This is a genomic window from Microcoleus sp. Pol17C6 (assembly GCF_036701145.1).
Lineage (GTDB): Bacteria > Cyanobacteriota > Cyanobacteriia > Cyanobacteriales > Microcoleaceae > Microcoleus.
The window spans coordinates 17444-36002 of record NZ_JAUBQH010000027.1 but is presented as its reverse complement, the minus strand read 5'-3'; the positions used below and the strand labels follow the sequence as shown (position 1 = coordinate 36002).

18 protein-coding genes are annotated in these 18559 nt (G+C 47.5%); 9 read left to right on the top strand and 9 right to left on the bottom strand.

Translation table 11 applies throughout. The annotated features are described in order from the left end of the window. Positions 1 to 139: 139 nt before the first annotated feature. Positions 140 to 5449, top strand: coding sequence for a DUF4347 domain-containing protein (locus QUA25_RS15235; protein ID WP_333039205.1), 5310 nt, complete (start codon positions 140 to 142; stop codon positions 5447 to 5449). Positions 5450 to 5594: 145 nt separating this feature from the next. Here QUA25_RS15235 and QUA25_RS15230 read toward each other — a convergent pair whose 3' ends face one another. Then, positions 5595 to 5975, bottom strand: a complete 381-nt coding sequence (locus QUA25_RS15230) for a cytochrome c (RefSeq protein WP_333039203.1) — start codon at positions 5973 to 5975, stop codon at positions 5595 to 5597. Between the two features lie 180 nt (positions 5976 to 6155). Between QUA25_RS15230 and petG the strand changes: the two genes are divergently transcribed. Beyond that, positions 6156 to 6275, top strand: coding sequence for a cytochrome b6-f complex subunit V (petG, locus tag QUA25_RS15225; RefSeq protein ID WP_006632329.1), 120 nt, complete (start codon positions 6156 to 6158; stop codon positions 6273 to 6275). Between the two features lie 211 nt (positions 6276 to 6486). Here the strand turns inward: petG and QUA25_RS15220 are convergent, their stop codons facing one another. The 8 genes from QUA25_RS15220 to QUA25_RS15185 all read right to left on the bottom strand — a co-directional run bounded on the left by QUA25_RS15220 (position 6487) and on the right by QUA25_RS15185 (position 15039). Continuing rightward, positions 6487 to 7569 carry a glycosyltransferase family 1 protein gene (locus QUA25_RS15220; protein WP_333039200.1) on the bottom strand — a complete coding sequence of 361 codons (1083 nt, stop codon included), beginning with the start codon at positions 7567 to 7569 and terminating at the stop codon, positions 6487 to 6489. Between the two features lie 94 nt (positions 7570 to 7663). Then, the gene (locus QUA25_RS15215) at positions 7664 to 8734 is read right to left on the bottom strand and encodes a glycosyltransferase family 1 protein (protein ID WP_333039198.1); all 1071 of its coding nucleotides are present in this window, start codon (positions 8732 to 8734) and stop codon (positions 7664 to 7666) included. A 164-nt stretch (positions 8735 to 8898) separates the two neighbouring features. Continuing rightward, positions 8899 to 11028: a glycosyltransferase gene (locus QUA25_RS15210; RefSeq protein ID WP_333039195.1), complete on the bottom strand. Its 2130-nt coding sequence runs from the start codon at positions 11026 to 11028 to the stop codon at positions 8899 to 8901. 10 nt (positions 11029 to 11038) lie between these two features. Continuing rightward, the gene (locus tag QUA25_RS15205; protein WP_333039193.1) at positions 11039 to 11572 is read right to left on the bottom strand and encodes a hypothetical protein; all 534 of its coding nucleotides are present in this window, start codon (positions 11570 to 11572) and stop codon (positions 11039 to 11041) included. A 346-nt stretch (positions 11573 to 11918) separates the two neighbouring features. Next, the gene (locus tag QUA25_RS15200) at positions 11919 to 12989 is read right to left on the bottom strand and encodes a glucose-1-phosphate thymidylyltransferase (protein WP_333039191.1); all 1071 of its coding nucleotides are present in this window, start codon (positions 12987 to 12989) and stop codon (positions 11919 to 11921) included. A 283-nt stretch (positions 12990 to 13272) separates the two neighbouring features. Then, entirely contained in the window at positions 13273 to 13983 is a 711-nt protein-coding gene (locus QUA25_RS15195; protein ID WP_333039189.1) for a M15 family metallopeptidase, read from the bottom strand. Positions 13984 to 13992: 9 nt separating this feature from the next. Next, entirely contained in the window at positions 13993 to 14136 is a 144-nt protein-coding gene (locus QUA25_RS15190; protein WP_333039187.1) for a DUF433 domain-containing protein, read from the bottom strand. Positions 14137 to 14376: 240 nt separating this feature from the next. Continuing rightward, positions 14377 to 15039 (bottom strand): class I SAM-dependent methyltransferase, encoded by a 663-nt coding sequence (locus tag QUA25_RS15185; protein ID WP_333039185.1) that lies wholly within the window; start codon positions 15037 to 15039, stop codon positions 14377 to 14379. Positions 15040 to 15175: 136 nt separating this feature from the next. Here QUA25_RS15185 and QUA25_RS15180 point away from each other — a divergent pair, with 136 nt between their 5' ends. From QUA25_RS15180 to yidC, 7 genes are all read left to right on the top strand, one after another. Further along, positions 15176 to 15319 (top strand): hypothetical protein, encoded by a 144-nt coding sequence (locus QUA25_RS15180; protein WP_333039182.1) that lies wholly within the window; start codon positions 15176 to 15178, stop codon positions 15317 to 15319. Positions 15320 to 15635: 316 nt separating this feature from the next. Then, positions 15636 to 15734: a hypothetical protein gene (locus QUA25_RS15175; protein ID WP_333039178.1), complete on the top strand. Its 99-nt coding sequence runs from the start codon at positions 15636 to 15638 to the stop codon at positions 15732 to 15734. Positions 15735 to 15743: 9 nt separating this feature from the next. Beyond that, positions 15744 to 15974, top strand: a complete 231-nt coding sequence (locus QUA25_RS29490; RefSeq protein ID WP_445242224.1) for an HlyD family secretion protein — start codon at positions 15744 to 15746, stop codon at positions 15972 to 15974. A gap of 281 nt (positions 15975 to 16255) precedes the next feature. Then, positions 16256 to 16393 (top strand): 50S ribosomal protein L34, encoded by a 138-nt coding sequence (gene rpmH / locus QUA25_RS15170; RefSeq protein WP_006632320.1) that lies wholly within the window; start codon positions 16256 to 16258, stop codon positions 16391 to 16393. 42 nt (positions 16394 to 16435) lie between these two features. After that, a complete protein-coding gene (rnpA, locus tag QUA25_RS15165) occupies positions 16436 to 16840 on the top strand; it encodes a ribonuclease P protein component (protein WP_333039176.1) in 405 nt (134 codons plus the stop codon). Continuing rightward, positions 16812 to 17204 carry a PH domain-containing protein gene (locus tag QUA25_RS15160; RefSeq protein ID WP_333039175.1) on the top strand — a complete coding sequence of 131 codons (393 nt, stop codon included), beginning with the start codon at positions 16812 to 16814 and terminating at the stop codon, positions 17202 to 17204. The genes rnpA and QUA25_RS15160 overlap by 29 nt, the downstream gene beginning before the upstream one ends. A gap of 203 nt (positions 17205 to 17407) precedes the next feature. Then, positions 17408 to 18556 carry a membrane protein insertase YidC gene (gene yidC, locus QUA25_RS15155; RefSeq protein WP_333039172.1) on the top strand — a complete coding sequence of 383 codons (1149 nt, stop codon included), beginning with the start codon at positions 17408 to 17410 and terminating at the stop codon, positions 18554 to 18556. Positions 18557 to 18559 lie beyond the last annotated feature (3 nt).

Sequence of the window (18559 nt, the reverse complement as noted above, 5' to 3'; positions counted from 1 at the left end):
TTAAATTTAGGTCAAAGTTAGGTTAGGTGAAATTAGGGGCGATCGACTCTCATCCGCACTCACCGGAAAAAGCTCGATCGCTGCTGCGGTTGCTTTGTGCTATGAATTTGATGTGTGCGTGTACCAGGAGAATTTAAACGTGGAACTCTATAAAGAACCGAAACACCAGATAGTTTTTGCAGATTCACAAGTTAAAGATTGCGAAAGTTTAACAGAAACGGTCAATCCCGATACAGAAATTGTTATTCTGAAAGCCGATCGCGACGCCATCGAGCAAATCGCCGAAACACTTAAACAGCGGCAAAACATTGCAGCCGTCCACATTTTGTCTCACGGCGCAGCAGCCAGCTTGCAACTGGGAGCAACAGAACTAAATCTCAGCAACATTGAAAGCTACCGCAATTATTTAGAAACATGGTTTGCTTTGCCAGCAGCCGAGGCAAACTCTAACTCTCCAATTACAGCTAAACCCGAAATTCTGCTTTACGGTTGCAACGTCGCCGCCACAGAAGCAGGTGTGGCTTTCGTGGAAAGGCTGAGCCAGCTCACGGGAGCAAATATTGCCGCTTCCGACAACTTGACAGGGAATGCTGCGTTGGGTGGAGACTGGGAACTCGAAGTAACTACGGGAAATATTGAAACACCTTTGGCATTTTCTGCGGAGGCGAGGGAAGCTTACAGTGGCGTACTGGCTGACTTGAACCAAACGACTGGCGACTTTAACGGACTGGTAAATGCCATAAATGTTGCCAACATCAACAGTGGCATTGACACGATCACTCTCACTGCCGATATTACCCTCGCAGGGCAATTGCCGAGAATTACCGACACCACCACTATTGTTGGCGGTGGTTTCAAGATCAGCGGCAATAACAACCGTGCCTTCGTAGTTGATAACACAACATTTAACATCTCAAACCTCACCATTGATTCCGCAAAAGCAGTAGGCAACGCAGGAACCACCGGTGGTGGTGGCGCTGCAGGCTTAGGTGGCGCACTTTTTATCAACAACGGTACAGTCACAGTTGACAGAGTTACTTTTTCTAATAACTCTGCCGTTGGCGGTGCAGGTGTGGCTGGGAATGGTGGCAAGGGTGGTAGCGCGGATCTGGCTACTGTCTTTGGAGGCACAGCAGGGACAAATGGTAGAAATGGTAGAAATGGTCTAGCAAGTAATGGCGCTGCCGGTGGGGTTGGCGAAGATGGCGAGGCTGGCGGTACTGGTAATGCTGGCGGTACTGGCGGTATTGGCGGCACTGGCGGTACTGGTGTTGGCGGCACAAACGGTGGTGCTGGTGGTATTGGTGGTGCTGGTGGTGCTGGTAGCGTTGTCGGTAGTGGCGGCGGTGGTGGTGGTGCCGGTGGCGTTGGCGGTCCTGCTGGTACTGGTACTCAAGGTAATGGTGGCAATGGCGGTGCTGGCGGTGCTGGCACCTTTGGTGGTGGCGGTGGTGCTGGCGGTACTTTTGGTACAGGTGCGGCGCCTGGTGCTATCGGCGCTGGCGGCATTGGCGGCTTCGGCGGCGGTGGCGGTAGTGGCAATGGTGCAAGCGCAGGGGGCAATTTTGGCGGTGCAGGTGCTATTGGCTTTGGTGGCGGCGGTGCAGGTTTAGGCGGCGCGATTTTTGTTGGCGGTGGCACTTTGACCATGACCAACAGCACCTTATATAGCAACACTGTTACGGGTGGCAATGCTGGTGATGTTGCAGCAGGTGCGGGTACAGCCGCAGGTGGTGCAATTTTCGTCAACTTAGGTGCTACAGCTACCCTCACTAACAACACGATCGCTTATAACTCTGCAACAGCCGCCACAGTTGGCACACCGGCTAGTCTGATTGCTAATGCCGGAGGAATTTACAACAACGGCGGTACAGTTACAGTCAAAAACACGATCGTTGCTGGCAACGTTGCTACTACCGACACTGATGTTACAGGGACATTCACAGGAAATAACAACCTGGTTGGGGTTCTCGGCACTAGCACTGGTTTCGCAGGTCAGGCATTAGCGGTTCCTTTGGCAAATGTATTAGCTCCAGCCGCCTCTGCCGGACTCAACGGTGCAACTACCGGCCCGTTCACCATTGCCCTAGTTGACAACAGCCCCGTTACTACTAGCAGCAACCCTGCAATTGGTGGGGGCGACCCGACAATAACGGCAGTGGGCGCGACAGCTTTTGACCAACGCGGTACTGGCTTTCCTCGAAAAATTGACAATACTCTTGTCAGCAAACCGAATATTGACATCGGTGCTTACGAGTACGGGCCCGTGGTCGTGGGTCAGAAATTCAACGACCTTAACGGGGATAGCCTGCAAGGTGCCGCGGCAACTGAACCAGGTCTAGGCGGCTGGACTATTACCGCAGGTACGAAGACTAATGTAACATCTGCCGTTGCTGCCACTCTGGGCCAATACACTCTCACGGATACTAAGGCCAATACAGCGATCGCAGAAACGTTACAAACCGATTGGGTGCAGACTTTGGCACCAACGGTGACGACTGGTACTGCTGATGTTACCGGTGCTAACTTCGGTAATTTCCAGAAAACATCGATCGCGGGCAAAACCTACACCGATGTCGCCGGCAACAAAGTCCTAGACATTGCCACCGACACCACATTCAACGGCGTCACGGTCACTTTATACAAAGACGCCAACAACAACAACACGCTAGAAGTCGGCACAGATACGGTTGTGGGCGCGCCGGTAACGACTGCAGGAGCCGGAGATTACACATTCTCGGATATCGGCCCCGGCAATTACCTGATACAAGCCACTGCTCCAGCCAACTCCAGCATCTCTTTCCCCGCTACCCCAATTCTAGTTAGTGCCCAAAGCGGTACTCCCGTCACCGGTCAAAACTTCGGCATTTTCCAAAACATCACCGTTAGTGGCACCAAATTCACCGACCTCACAGGCAACGGCTTCTCTGCTGACGACACCCCCCTCAACGGCACTATCGTTCGCTTGTTTAAAGACACTAACGATAACAGCACTTTAGATAGCGGTGACGCGGAAATCGCCTTTCAAGGTACCGGAACAGCGCCAGCGGCTCCTGGGACGTATAGCTTTGCCAACGTCGGCTCGGGTCGGCACTTTGTGAGAGAGGACGTGCCGACGGGATTCTCACAAACCGCCGGCCCGGCTTTTTATACAATTAACCCGGTCAGTGGCACCCCCATTACGGCTCAAGACTTCGGCAACCTCCAACTAGGCAAAATCGGCGGGATCAAATTTAATGACCTCAACAAAAATGGCACTCAAGATTTGCCAGCAGAACAACCTCTAGGAGGCTGGACAATTTACTTGGATGCCAACAACAACGGCGTGCAAGACGCAGTACCAGCCGAAACAGGCACCAACGCCGCCGTCACCGATGTCGCCGGTAAGTACCAGTTCACCAACTTGCCAGCCGGCACTTATACAGTGCGGGAAGTGCCACAAACAGGGTGGACGCAAACTGTGCCCCCCGTCAATGCAGCCACGCCTACTCTTTCCGGCGCGTTTACGATCGCCGTCACCAGTGGCACCGACTCCCAAAACAACAATTTCGGCAACTTCAAGCCCAACTCGATTAGTGGTCTGAAGTTCAATGACCTCAACAACAACCGGGTACAAGATACCGGGGAACTAGGGCTTGCCAACTGGCAATTCTTCCTCGATACCAACGATAACGGCACTCTCGACACCGGGGAACCGAACACCCTCACCGATGCCGCCGGTAACTACCAATTCCTTGATTTGTCAGCAGGAACCTACAAGGTGCGGGAAGTCTTGCAGCCTACTTGGACGCAAACTACCCCCGACCCGGATGACATCACTGTCACCAGCGGTCAAGACATCGCTAATATCAACTTCGGCAACTTCCAGTCGAGCACTATTAGCGGTCAAAAATTCAATGACCTCAACAACAACGGCGTTAAGGATGCCGGAGAATTGGGGCTAGGTAACTGGCAAATATTCCTCGATAGTATCACTCCGGATGGATTGTTTCAGCAGGGCGAACCGACTACCATCACTGATTCAGCGGGCAACTACACTCTCCGAGATATACCCGCAGGTACTTACCAGGTAAGGGAAGTCCAGCAAAATGGCTGGACGCAGACGACCCCCAACCCCGCCCCCGTTACGGTTAATCCCTCTGATAACGTCACAGGCATTGACTTCGGCAACTTCCTGCCGCAACCCGGGGCGATCCAAGGTCTGAAGTTCCAAGACACTAACAACAATGGCACTCAGGATGCTGGAGAAGCGGGTTTACCCAATTTCCAAATTCAGTTAACCAATGTCGTAGCTGGAACTGCTCCTGATCCTGTTACTACTACCACAGACAACAGTGGCAACTACCTGTTCGCGAACCTAACGCCGGGAACCTACCGCATCAGGGAAGTCAACCAACCTGGGTTCACCCAAAGCACACCCCAACCCGCCGACATCGCCCTAACTTCAGGCGCTATTGTCACCGGCATCAACTTCGGCAACTTCCCAGCGCCGACGCCGACGCCGACGCCGCCGCCGACGCCGACGCCGCCACCACCGCCACCTGTACCGACGCCGACGCCTGCACCTGCACCGACCCCTGCACCTGCACCGACGCCGACGCCTGCACCTGTACCGACGCCGACGCCTGCACCTGTACCGACGCCGACGCCTGCACCTGTACCGACAGATTTGGTTTGCCCTGAGAACTTCCCCAGAATCGCTACTCCCAATGAGCCCGGCACTTCTTCAGCGGGTAATGTGATCAATGGCCCTAACGGCGACGATACGATCTTGGGTAGTGTCGCCAATGACTCTATCTTAGGGTTGGGCGGCAACGATTTGATCTTTGGTCGAGGGGGCGGCGACTACATCAATGGCAATATTGCCAACGATACTGTCTACGGAGGCATCGATAGCGATACTCTCTTCGGTGGCAAAGGCTTTGACCTGATTTTTGGCGATCGCGGTAACGATACGATGTATGGCAATCGTGGCAACGACTCTCTTTCTGGCGACGAAGGCAATGACTTATTGTACGGGGGCAAAGCCGAGGACGTAATTTTGGGAGGCGCTGGCGACGACGTGCTAATTGGGGATCAAGGCAATGACACTCTCTGTGGCGGCGAGGGTAACAATACCTTAATTGGCGGCAGCGGCGATGATTTGCTCTTTGCTGACACCGGCGATGACTTGCTCTTTGGTGGTCTTGGCAGCGATACCCTCGTCGGCGGCAGTGGCAGCAATGGCTTTGTCTTGTCAGCGGGCGGAGGAATTGACACCATTATCAACTTCACCGCAGGAGTTGATTCGATCGAGTTGGTGGGAGGCTTGGACTTCAATCAACTGTCATTGACCGAAACTAATGGCTCGACGGCGATCGGGCTTGCTAACAGCGACCAGATTTTGGCTATAGTGACGGGCGTGCAGCCGAGCCAGTTATCAGCTCAGAGTTTTAGCTTGTTGGTTTAGTCCGCAGATTAAACTCGGCATTTGAAACCGAGCATACACTTGCGTGTCGTCCCAGCAGAGAGGGACTACCCGAAAGCAGAGCCTCTAAACCCATGTTTAGAGGCTCTGCTAAAGAAGGGGAACCAATTCCGTTCCCCTTCTTTGGTCAAATTTGTTCGAGATACTTCAGCAAGTCGGCCATTTCTTGCGGACTCGGTTGAAACTGCGGCATTGGTGGGGTTTGCCCGCTGGTGACTTGCCGGATCAGATCGAATTCGGATTTGCGCTCGGACACTCCGTGCAAGTTGGGCCCGACTTGACTGTCTGAAACGGAGATGTGACACCCCGCACAGTTCATTTGAAAGATGGCGGAACCCTGAAACGGGTTGCCCGTTAGGGATAGTACGCTTTTGACGTAAGGATCGGCGACTTGAAATTGACGTATTGTGAGAATCGTCAACATGATGGCAAGCAACACCGCTAGCGCAAATATGGCAAGTCGCTCGATCGGGTTTTTAATTTCATTCCTGGCAAGTTGGTTATTCAAAGGAGTTCAATTAAAAATAGTATCTACAAGAAAATTTATTTCTCATAACATAGCTTAATCGTTCGCAGCGGGGAGAGCAAGCTCTGAGACCCACGGAAGGCTGCTTTTGGGAAAATTCATCTGTATAAGTGCTGGTAATATTAAAAATAGGTTGTTAAATCTTAACGTTAAGGAGCTCTCATGGTAGAACCGCTACTTTCAGGTATTGTTCTGGGTCTAATCTTTGTTACTCTGGCGGGGCTGTTTTTTGCTGCTTATCAGCAGTACAAGCGCGGCGATCAGTTGGGTATCAATAAGTAAAAGGGGTCTACAGTCCCTAACTCAGGCTGTCAGGGGGAGGGGGAATTGGGCATGGGGCATGGGGCATGAATCTACCTACTGACTTCTTCCTTCTTCCCTCTTCCTTCTTCCATCCGTTACATCCGTTACCGAATCCGTTGCCGAACTTCCCTCTTCCTTCTTCTCGACATCCGTTACATCCGTTACCGAATCCGTTGCCGAACTTCCTTCGTTAAAGATATCGATCGAGAATAGCAGCAGTTTCCAGGCCTGTTTTTTCCCAGCTAAATTGTTTTGCTCTGGCTAAACCGAGCTCCCGCAAGTGCGATCGAACTTTGGCATCGACTGCAAGCTGGTGCATAGCAGAGGCAATTTCCTCGACGCTGTAGGGGTTTACTAATAATGCTGCACCCCCAGCCACTTCGGGCATTGAAGACAGGTTAGAGGTGATGACAGGAGTGCCGCAGGCCATTGCTTCGAGCACGGGGAGTCCGAATCCTTCCCAAAGACTGGGAAAAACCAGCGCGATCGCTTGGTTGATGACTTTGGGCAAGTCGGCTGCGGGGAGGTAATCTAGGAATTTTACTCGATCGACCAATCCCAATTCTTGAACCTGCGCCTTCAGCAGCGGCGTATAGCGTTTGTCTTCCGAACCGGCTATCCACAATTCGTATTCGGAATTATGATGCAAAGCAGCAAACGCTGCTACCACTCGCTGCACGTTTTTATAAGGATTGTGGCGGCCGATATAAAGAAAATAATTGCTTGTTGGTAAGTCTAGAAAACGGAAAAAACTGGTATCATATCCAGGGAAAATTGGCGTAATTAAATTAGTAGGAATCTTGCAAAAATTAGCGATATCTTTGGCAGTTGATTCAGAGTCGCAGATGACGTGTTGAGCCTGCCGCAGCACTTGGGGAATGTAGTAGCGGTGGTAAGGTGTCAGAGGATCGAAGCGACGGGGAAATCGCAGCGCTATTAAGTCATGTACTGTAATTATATAGCGGCAACCTGCAAATAAAGGAGCTTCGGGAATTGGGGAAAATAACAGGTTAGATTTTAGCTGTTTGTAAATTTTTGGGAGTTGGGTTTGTGTCCACAGCAATCGGTTGATGTGTCCTTTGGTTCCTTGTTCTGGTGTTAGGTTTTCGGGGATTTGGTAGCAGTTGTTATTGGGAAAATTTTTGGCTGTTAGTAATGTGGGATTGAGGGATTTTAGGTGAGGAAATAGGTTTTTGGCGTAGATGGCTAAGCCAGTGGGTTTTGAAATTAGGAAAGAGAGGTTGATTAGTAAGTTAGATTGGGAATTGGGCATGGGATAAGATGTAGATTGCGGTTTTTTGGTGGGAGTTTTTTTAACCGCAGAGGGCGCAGAGGACGCAGAGAGGAGAAAGGAAGAGAGGAGAGATTTAAAGATATTGTTGTAATATGTTGGCGGTTGCTTTTCCGGTTTTGTTCCAACTAAATTGAGATGATCTGGCTAAACTAGCAGTTTTTAAGTTCGATCGCACTTTTGAATCTGTGGCTAGTGTTTGCATGGCTTCGGCTATTTCTCCGACGCTGTAAGGATTGACTAATAATGCGGCATCTCCGGCTACTTCTGGCATCGATGACAGGTTGGATGTGATGACGGGTGTGCCGCAAGCCATTGCTTCTAAAATTGGTAAGCCGAATCCTTCCCAAAGTGTAGGGAAAACTAGGGCGATCGCCTGATTCATCAGTACGGGCAATTGAGAATAGGGAACGTAACCGAGAAACTTTACCAAAGATTGTAAACCTAATTGTTCAACTTGTGCTGTCAACTGCGGTGTGTAGGCATTGGGAGGCCCTGCTAGCCACAATTCGCAATTTGCGCGATCGGGCAAACTAGCAAATGCAGCAATTAATCTTTCTAAGTTTTTGTAAGGATCGTGTCTACCTGTATAAAGAAAATAATTTTTGGCGGGCAAGTCGAGATATCTAAAATTAATATTATCGCAAGCTAGGGGAATTGCGGTCATCTTTTTAGGCGAAATTTGGTAAAATTTAGCAACATCTGCCGCCGTTGCTTGAGAATCGCAAATAATGTGTTCTGCTTGTCGCAAAACCTGCGGTATGTAGTAGCGAAAATAAGCTGTTAATCTAGAAAACCGTCGGGGAAATCGCAAAGGAATTAAATCGTGAACTGTGACGATGTAGCGGCAGCCGGAATACAAAGGTGCTTCTGGAATTGGGGAAAATATCAGGGTAGACTGTAATTTTTGGTAAAGTTTAGGTAATTCAAACTGAGTCCACAGCAGCCTGTTAATTTGTCCTTTCGGGCCGCGATTCGGTGTCAGAGTGTCGGGGATTTGATAGCAAGTATAATTGTCAATTTGCTGGGAAGCGAGTAATGTTGGTTCTAGCTGTTGCAGTTGCGGGAAAAGATTAGCGGCGTAAGTCCCGATTCCCGTTGGTTCGGGTGTTAAAAAGGACAAATTGATTAACAGTGAATTAGACATGATTTTAGAGTTCCGGCGACTGGAAGTCGAGACTACACATACAAAGTCCGCCTGCGCGGACTGAAAAAAACGGTAATAAAATCGACTTTGATATTAGTCTTATGCAAGAGGACTTTAGCTTTTGGTTAGGGGTTTTAAGCCCTGGTGGACTATTTAATTAGCCTTTAAGTTCGATCGAGCATTTGAGCTATATCGGCAGGATTTGGCAGCCGAATTGTAGCATACTCTTGGTGAAGAATATCAAAAAAACTATTGACTTTTTTCTCAAAATGTGCAATTCTAAAGTTCTGACTGCGTTGCTGTGCACCAGCTTGAAGTTCTGCTAGCAAATCAGGATTAACAATTAGTTGATGTGAATGCTGGCACAGTTCCTCAACGGTATTGAACACAAAGCCCGATCGCCCATGTTCGACAATTTCCGGTTGGCCGCCACCGTTGAAAACAATCGGAGCACAACTATTTTGCATTGCTTCTACAGTCGCCATCCCGAAATGCTCAAATCTTTGAGGATTGACTTCACCCAAACCGCAGCCATGCCAAAATATACTTGCTCTAGCATAAAGTGATTTTACCTCATCAAAGTCAACATTGACTTTGAGCTCGATCGCCCTTGAATCTTGCTTCAATAAATTCTGAACAGTCTTTAAATAAGGATTTTTCGGAATGCTGCTGCCAACCAAAATTAGTCGCCATCCTTGAAAATCTTCGGGATAATCTGCTAGCAAACTGCGGAAAGCTTTAATTAGTTCAATTTGCTTTTTTGTTCCCCCAGCTTCAAACTGTCCCACAGCTAAAATGATGTTTTCTTTCGGCACTTTAACTGTTGCCATTTCCACGGGCGGATAAAGCAGAAAAGTTGGCTGTAGGTTCCAGCGTTTCTCCAACCACTTGACGGTAAATTGACTGTTGACAATAATGAAAGTGTAATCATCGACAGCAAAGTGACGGTTGCGGAAGGTATTGGGAAAGTGGCAGAAAAATACTGAGATCGGCGACAGTGGTTTTACTTTTTCCAGTTGGTTCGCATTGATAAAAATATCGTAGTTTTTGCTTTCTCTGGCAATTTCATCAAAGGGATTTTCCATATCTTCTACGATGATGCTGGAATCGATGCACTGCATTCCGCGTTTCTCGTAAAACGCCAAGGGCATAATTTTAATTTTGCATCCTGAAAGGTTGAGTCCGTACCACGATTCTAAGTCGGAAACAGCAACTGGTTTGTTGGCGATAAAAGTAATGTCAAATTCATTTTGTAGCAGCGAGGCGAGGGTAGCGACGTATTTTTGACCGCCACCAATAAAATGCAGTCCGTGATCGTAAATGGCGATCGACATTTTGCGATCGCCCCGAACCACCTGCAATCGAGACAAAATGCGATCGATCTTCATCCGACTGTAAATCACCGCCAACTTTTCGGACAACTGTGGCAATACTGTTTCGATGATTTCTGGTTTCTGATAATCTAGCAGTTTTTTAATCGCTACAAATAAACTCTCGAACAGCAAATCGTACTGCTTGTTAGTAAAAAAATCCGAAGTATGAATTCCTTTGACTAATTGCAACGGTTCATGTTTGGCCAAATACAAAAACCGATTGCGGTTGCAGAAATACTCGGTAAGTTTGCTGCCTTTACTCGAACCCCTATACTCGTGATGGGCGATAGCTGCGGGAGTATAAAGCATTTTCCAACCGCGTTTGTGGCAGCGTTTAGCAAACTCTACATCCTCAAAATACATCACAAAATCTTCATCTATTGGCCCGACATCTTCGAGACATTTCCTGCGGAAAAGCACCGCTGCCCAACAAAGCCCTTCGACTTCCCGTTCTGTATCGTACTGTCCAGAATCTTTTTCCGCAAAGCCGACATCTTGCCAATAAAAGTTAGGTAATTGCTGAATACCAGCGCTGTTAATTCGCCCGTCTTTAAACAGCAATTTGCCGCTAGTCGCACCTACTTCTTTATTAGTTTCTAGCCGTTTTACAAGAATCTCTAACCAGCGACTGTCAAGGGTAGCGTCGTTATTTAGAAACCCGATATATTGGCCTTTTGCTTCGCTGATGCCGAGGTTGAGGGCTTTAGCAAAGTTGTTGGCGGAGTTGACAAAAATCCGAACTTTGGGAAATAGTTCGCACAGGGAATTAACGGAATCGTCTTGAGAACAATTATCAATTACAATTAAATCGAGTTGCGATTCGGGATACGCAAGTTTTTGTAGAGATTTTAAGCAATCTTTCGTGTGGCGCAGACCGTTATAGTTGACTATAATTAACGAACATATGGGCAGTGTGGTCATCTTTGATGCTTTATTTTTGTCGATCGAGCAATTGAGCGGTAATCTTCTCTAAAATAGCAGTATGTTGCTGCTGCACTGCTTTAATTTGCTCTATTTCAGACTGAAAATTTGCGATCGCTCTTTGTTGAGTCTCAAGCTGTGCTGTAACTTCGGGATATTCGCTGCTGAATTCCGATTCAATTTTTTCAAAGAGAGTTTGTTGATTTTCTTGCAATTTTTGCAATTGTGTGCTTAATGTATGCACCACCCGCGTATTAGCAAAATTGTAAATTACTTGTCGTTCGAGTACGGGTCTGAGCAATTTTCGGACTATTTTCCTAACGACGATGACTGCGGAACCGAGTCGCCTTTGGTAAGAGGTAATGGGGATGTTATAAATGTCGAAACCTGCCTTTAAAAGGGCGATATCTTCATCATCTTCATTTTGGGCTATCGTACTATTTTCTGTTCCCAACAGCGACAGCTCTGTTATACCAATTCGCGGCTCCAAAGTTTGCCGCAACTTATGTATTATCTGTTGAGTTGGTATTTCTTCGTACTCCAAACTTTCCTCTCCTTGAGATAACTTACTATGACTTAATTATGGAACAGACATCTTTGCTGTTGCAATCATTGTAACTAATTGTGAACAGGCAGCTTTGCTGTGTGAATAATTGTAATTAATTGTGGAACAGGCCCGAAAGCCTGTTCAAGGGCAGGCAGGATGCCCAACCCCTATTCCCCACAAAACAATTTATTTCTTGCTAAATCAGGATTATTGCTTCCGATATTGGCAATATCTCAATTTAAGCTATAGCAATCCTAAATCATTTGTGATTTTCTTACTCCCTCCCCGAACCTGCGGGGAGGGTTGGAGTGGGGTAAAAAGTTTACGACTCCTGCAAGGATTGCTATAACTCAATTTGACTGTCATCACCAATCATAAACCGCAGAGCTTTTGGACGAGCCGGCGCATTGGTGAGTTGAGCTCGCTGCCCGATCACGCTGTCAACAATTCGCTGGTGAATGCCAACTATTTTCGCCCCTTGCAATATTACACTGTGTTCGATATCAGCATCAATCATCGTCACGCGATCGGCAATACTGCTGTAAGGCCCAATAAAGCAATTTTCAATGCGGCAATTTTCCCCAATTACCACTGGCCCGCGAACTGTAGAATTAATGATTTCCGTTCCTTCTCCTATTTGCACTCGCCCGATAATTTGACTTTTTGCATCTACTGTTAATTCAGTTGAAGCTACGATACGGCTATCTAAAATGATTTGGTTTGCACTGAGCAAATCGTCTTTTTTCCCCGTATCCAACCACCAGCCCTCTAAATTGCAGGCTTCTACGTGTTTTTCCTGATTGATGAGCTGTTGAATAGCGTCTGTAATTTCGAGTTCGCCCCGGGGCGAAGGTTGAATTTGATCGATCGCCTCGTGGATAGTAGGAGCAAAAAAGTAAATCCCCACCAGTGCTAAATTTGACGGCGGAACTTTGGGTTTTTCTACTAACTGCAAAACTCGTCCTTTCTCATCAACTTTTGCCACACCGAAAGCCGAGGGGTTGGAAACGGGACGCAGCATAATCAGAGCGTCTAGTTTCTGCGTGTTAAAAATCTCTAAAAACGGATCTAACTGATTTTCAATTAAGTTATCTCCCAAATACATAATAAACGGAGAATCGCCCAAAAACGGTCTGGCAACTTTTACCGCGTGAGCGAGCCCTGCCGGCTCTGCTTGCAAGATATAAGTAATTTTCGCACCGAAGCGAGATCCATCTCCTGTTTTCGTCTTCACCTCTTCCCCGGTTTCGGGACTAATAATAATCCCAATATCCGTAATCCCGGCCGCCACAATTCCTTCAATTCCGTACCACAGTATCGGCTTATTTGCTACAGGAACCAACTGCTTAGCACCCGTATAGGTGAGGGGACGCAAGCGTGTTCCTTTACCGCCAGAGAGGATGAGTGCTTTCATTGGGTGAACTCTGAGTTATGCTTTAGGGTTTGCGGTGCTGGCAAATATTGCCTGCACTTGTTCGCTCTCGTTGATTTTAAACCACCGCTACCCCGCTGGCAATAGTTGCAGTGTATCCTGACACAAATGATTTATTTTGCTCATACTTTTATAGTGCGGGAGGCAGAGAGTGTCAGAAACCAGGTTTATTGCCAGAGGAAGCAGTTAAAAGCTGAGTTTTTTGTCAACAAACCCCTTTCTTAATGTTGCAAGTGCGCCACTTCCGATTTAATTCCGTACCGTTTTAATAGCGGCCGTATCGGGCAATCAATCGACTACCACTATTGTTTTGATTTGTCAACCAAGCCCACATCTGATCGCCCAGACAAAAATGCCACCATTCGTTAGGATGTTGCTGAAAACCCGCAGCTATCATCGCATTTTTTAATATTTGCCTGCGACGGTGATATTCCTGTTTTTGCGGCTCCTTGCTATTACAAAAATAATCGGGATAAGAACGTTCTGATATTTCATCAATCGGAGAACCCATATCAATTTGCCGATTGTTTTCATCCACTAAAGTTATATCTAAAGCGGCACCTGTACTGTGAGGGGGAGGCGTTGCGCGATCGAGGCTCGGCACTGCCCAAAATTGATATACGTGTTCTATAATCACTTGGCGTTTGTCTTCGGGAACAGGAAATTCGCAGCCTTGAGCTAGGGCAATTTGATTAAAAGTATAATCTACCATAAATTGCTGGACTTCCACTGGCCGATAAGCGTCAAATATCAGAATTTTCCAATTTTGACAATTGTGCTGTAGCTCCGTTTGAGCGGCGATTAAACTATCTACAACTCCTTGTCGCAAATAGTAAGGCGAATCTGCTTTGCTATTGTGATAGGGAGCACCCAACTTTTGATAAGGGTGCGGCGTTTCAAAGACAAAATGTTGTGCTGGAATAGGGACTAAAGGTTCGCCGCATTCGTCGATAGCTATTTGCTGATATGGTTTCATATCAAGGTGTTACCCTACTTTATTATTACTGATGAAATACAATACTCGGTATATGCTTTTCACTGGAGTCAGCCGCGCGGCAAATAGCAAAGCAGCTAGAATATCCTCATGTTCTAAATCGTCATAGTCATCTATAATTTCTTTAGCATTCATACCAGAACTGAGAAGTCAAAAATCAGTTTTACTGGATATCACAGACTGCAAATACAGGGTTTTACCTGACAGATATTTGGATCGAGTGTGATGCGCTGCCCAAGTTTTTTTTCCCTATTTTAGGAACAAATATTAAATATATCCTAACCTAAAGAGCAGAGCTTTCGATTGGTTTGTAGTAAGGACTTTAGTGCTTTCAATCTCCACCTAAAGTCCTAAAGTCCTTACTGCCAAAAAATCCTAACTTTGGCGGTAAGCAACTACCGCATAAAACGGATCGCCGCTTGGTATTCGCAGCATTTGCATAAAACTAGGCAAGTTAGGCTTGCGAACAATTACTTCCGGCTTGCTAAACCCGGGTATGTTCGCTCCTTTGACAGAATCAAAGTAACCCTTGACTAATTCTACCCGATCGCCCTCGGAACCTTCCCGCCAAGCCGCGATCGCCTTTTGATAAAACATCCGGTTGGAAAAGCTCATAATTGCTACGCCACCCGGCTTCAATATCCGGTGAATCTCGGCAAAAATCGCATCTGGGTGCTGCAAATACTGTACCGAAACGCAGTTGACAACGGCGTCAAACTCTGCATCCGGCAGCGGCAATTTGGGATTTGCGTTCAAATTCTGCACAAAATAATGATTCAGTCTGCGATTCTTTGCCAACTCGTCTTCATTCATGCCGTGCCCTTCTACATGGGCAAATTGCATCTCGTCGGGCAAGTGAGAAACCCAACTGCTCATCATATCAAATATCCGAGTATTCGGTTTCAGCCGTTCCCGATATAAATCGGTGAGTTGCTGAATGAATCCATCGTCTACGTGAGTCACAAACCGGGGAGCGGAATAGAACAAATTGTCGTCGGTGTCGTCTAACTTAGTGCGTTGGTCGGCTGGAAGCAACATAAATTCTGATCGCGAACTAGATTTACTCTTTCTAGTTTAAGAACAATAAGAATTGTTAACATATCCGGCAGAAGGCGGATTCCCGCTTTTAGCGTAGCATTCGATAGCCAAAAAACCGACTTGCACCCTTTGGGGCTTGTGGCAAGAAGACGGTTTGCCGACTTCCAGCATTGGCGACAAACTGCAACAGGTAAGCGGGACGCTGACAGGCACGATCGATCGCACGGAAGAAAGAGGCCTGTTCCGCCGAGAGAGAGACACTCGCATTTGGCGCATTTGACTGACAAACTCCGGTACACAACTGCAAGACGTATTGCCCCCGCTGGTAGCTGAAATCCGAGATCGACCTGTCGAGGGCTTTTAACAGGCCGATTGAGAACTCTTTTCTCAACTGATCGATCGGGCGATCGTCAATCTTTCCTAAACCGACAAATCAATCTTTTGAGTGAAGCGCAGCAGCCTCAACCTCCAGTACATTACAAATAACCGTAAAATACTAGCCACTCTTAAAAAAAGCAGTACAACTTTACTACACAAATATCAGCGCACCCGCCGCCGGACAAATCGCTTGCAAATCCTTTAAATTCGGGCAGCGCGTGCAGCCGGCAAGTCCGTTAATGGCGATGGTCAGTAACGATTTGTGGGTAGTTGCTAACTTCAAAGAAGCGCAACTAGCAAACATGAAACCCGGTTAAAAATTAGAAATCAAATTAGATTCTTTTGGGGGTCGCAATTTTGAAGACCGTCTCGATAGTTTCTCCCCTGCTTCTAGCGATCAATTCTCCTTATTGCCTTCCGATAATGCTACGGGTAACTTCACCAAAGTTGTGCAACGGGTTCCGGTAAAATTTGTGTTTGGTGCCGAAAGCATTAAAGGCTATGAATCACGGATTGCACCGGTGATTTCGGCTACAGTAAATGTTGAATTGAAATGAGGAAAGGCACGACACGGATACACGGATGAATTTAGGAGTCGGGGATTTGATTGGGTTCGGTTAAGGGCGATCGCTCTTGCAATATCATCTTAGAAAGTTAGGGATATGGTAGTGAGAACTAAACCGAAATCTCGTTCACAAGCTCGAACAGGGGTTGTTGCTTTGTGATGAGTGGCGATCGATTCAAATAGGAAAAATATTGCCAACAAAACAACTCTATGGTATACTAGAAGATTGTGAATATTAATCAAAAGTAAAGTAACAAGCCGGGAGAAATCAAAATGACACAGCAAACCCTGCACGGAACCAGCCGCAAAAGAAAAAGAACATCCGGTTTTCGCGCCAGAATGCGTACCGCAACTGGTCGATTGGTAATCAAAGCTCGCCGCAGCAAAGGTCGCCACCGCCTCGCAGTCTAGCACTGCATCAAGGTTGAGAGGCCTCCACGATCGCCCTACGCCATGTTGCCCGATACAAACCGACTTAAGCACCGAAAAGACTTCAGCGCCGTATACCGCAAGGGAATGCGCCGTAACTCGGCCCATTTCAGCTTAAGAGCTCTGCGTAAACCCAAAAGCGTCGAATTAAGCAAACCGACAGCCGAGAAATCCTTGCAGCCGACTCGCACAGGCATTTCTATCAGCCTGAAAGTCAGCAAACGCGCTGTAGTCCGCAACCGGATTAAGCGTCAGATTCGGGCAGCTTTGCGACAGCTATTGCCCCGATTAAAATTCGGGTGGGATTTAGTAATTGTCGTGCGTCCGATCGCACAAGAGTGCAATTATGCAGAAATTCTGCAAGAATTAGAGCAGTTGTTGGTAGAAGCCGAGGTACTAGATGGGAATTCGAGAGGAAGTATATTATGAAGGCGGCCCCGCGCCGGGAGACTTGATCCTCAATTTACTCCTGGGGCTGACTGTGGTGGGAATCCCCCTAGCAGTAGGAGCAATTGTCCGGGCTCTGTGGCTGCGCTACCGGATCACGAGTCGCCGAGTCTCGGTAACTAGCGGTTGGATGGGGGGCGATCAGACAGACGTTATCTATTCAGATATAGTCAAAATCGTCACAGTACCACGCGGTTTTGGGACTTACGGAGACATGGTGCTCACCATGAAAAATGGCAGCCGCTTGGAACTCAGAGCTATGCCGAAATTTCGAGCAATGTATGACTACATTAACGAAAAACTCCCCATAGCCGCTCAAAAAGCAAATGCGGCCCAAGCTAAATAACCGAACAGCTTCGCCCTAAAATCAGGGTAAAGTGAGTGCGAGTATTGGCAAACTCATTACAACAAACCCGCAGACCGGGCGGTCGATCGACGGGCAATGTCCTAAGATAGAGACAAAACCCTAAAAATTGAGGCGGCTCGCCTTCAGCGGGTAAAAATAGTTCTCAACAGCAAACATAGAGCACCTAAATTAACTCAAAGCGAATGGATTTCGGTATCTCGTTTCTCTCCAACAACCTCATGCTCCCGATCCTAGATTTTTTCTACGGGATCGTGCCAAGCTACGGTTTAGCGATCGTAGCTCTGACGCTTGTGATTCGCTTTGCTCTTTATCCTCTCAACGCAGGCTCTCTTCGCAATATGCGGCGCATGAAAGTAGCGCAGCCGTTGATGAAAGAGCGAGTAGATCAAATTCAAAAACTCTATAAAGACAATCCTGCCAAACAGCAGGAGGAAATGAGCAAAGTATACAAAGAATTTGGCAATCCTCTAGCCGGATGCTTCCCGTTGGTGCTGCAAATGCCAGTGCTGTTTGCACTGTTTGCAACGCTCCGGGGTTCGCCGTTTTCTGACATAAATTACAGCGTTAACGTTCAAGTTTTGCCCAAAGAACAAATCGAAACTGTTCAACCGCAAGCTTTTGCTACACCGCCACAAAATATTTACGTCACAGGTACTTTTCATGCTCCTGTTGTGGGGGTAATTCCAGGCGGCGACAAACTCGCAGTCGGCGACACAACCAAGATTAATTTTCAAACCCCAGAGGGCAAACCTCTCAAAGTTTTAGCTGCAGAAAATAAGAGCGAAATCGACTTTGAACCAGGCTGGAAAGTCATCAAAGGCGAAGATCTGATCAAGGTAGATGAACAGGGAAACATCACGGCATTAGCGCCCGGTGAAGCCACAGTTCAAGGCACAATCCCCGGATTGGCTAGTAACAAAGGATTCCTGTTTATTGAGGCTCTAGGCCGCGTTGGCGCGATCGACTCAGACGGTACAATCCACTGGGATATTTTGGTAATGATCCTGGGCTTCGGCATCAGTTTGTACATCAACCAAACCCTTTCAGGACAAGCACAAGGGCCAAACGACAACCCCCAACAGGCTACAGTCAACAAACTGACGCCAGTCATATTTTCAGGGATGTTTTTGTTCTTCCCGCTGCCCGCCGGCGTGTTGATGTATATGCTGATTGCTAACATCTTCCAAACAGTTCAATCGTTTATTTTGTCGCGAGAACCGCTGCCCGAAAACCTGCAAAAAATAGTGGACGAAGCAGAGGCGAAAACCCAAAAAGAACAAGGATTAGATGCACTTCCCTTTGAGCCCAAGCGTTCTAAGAAAAAGGCTTGATTT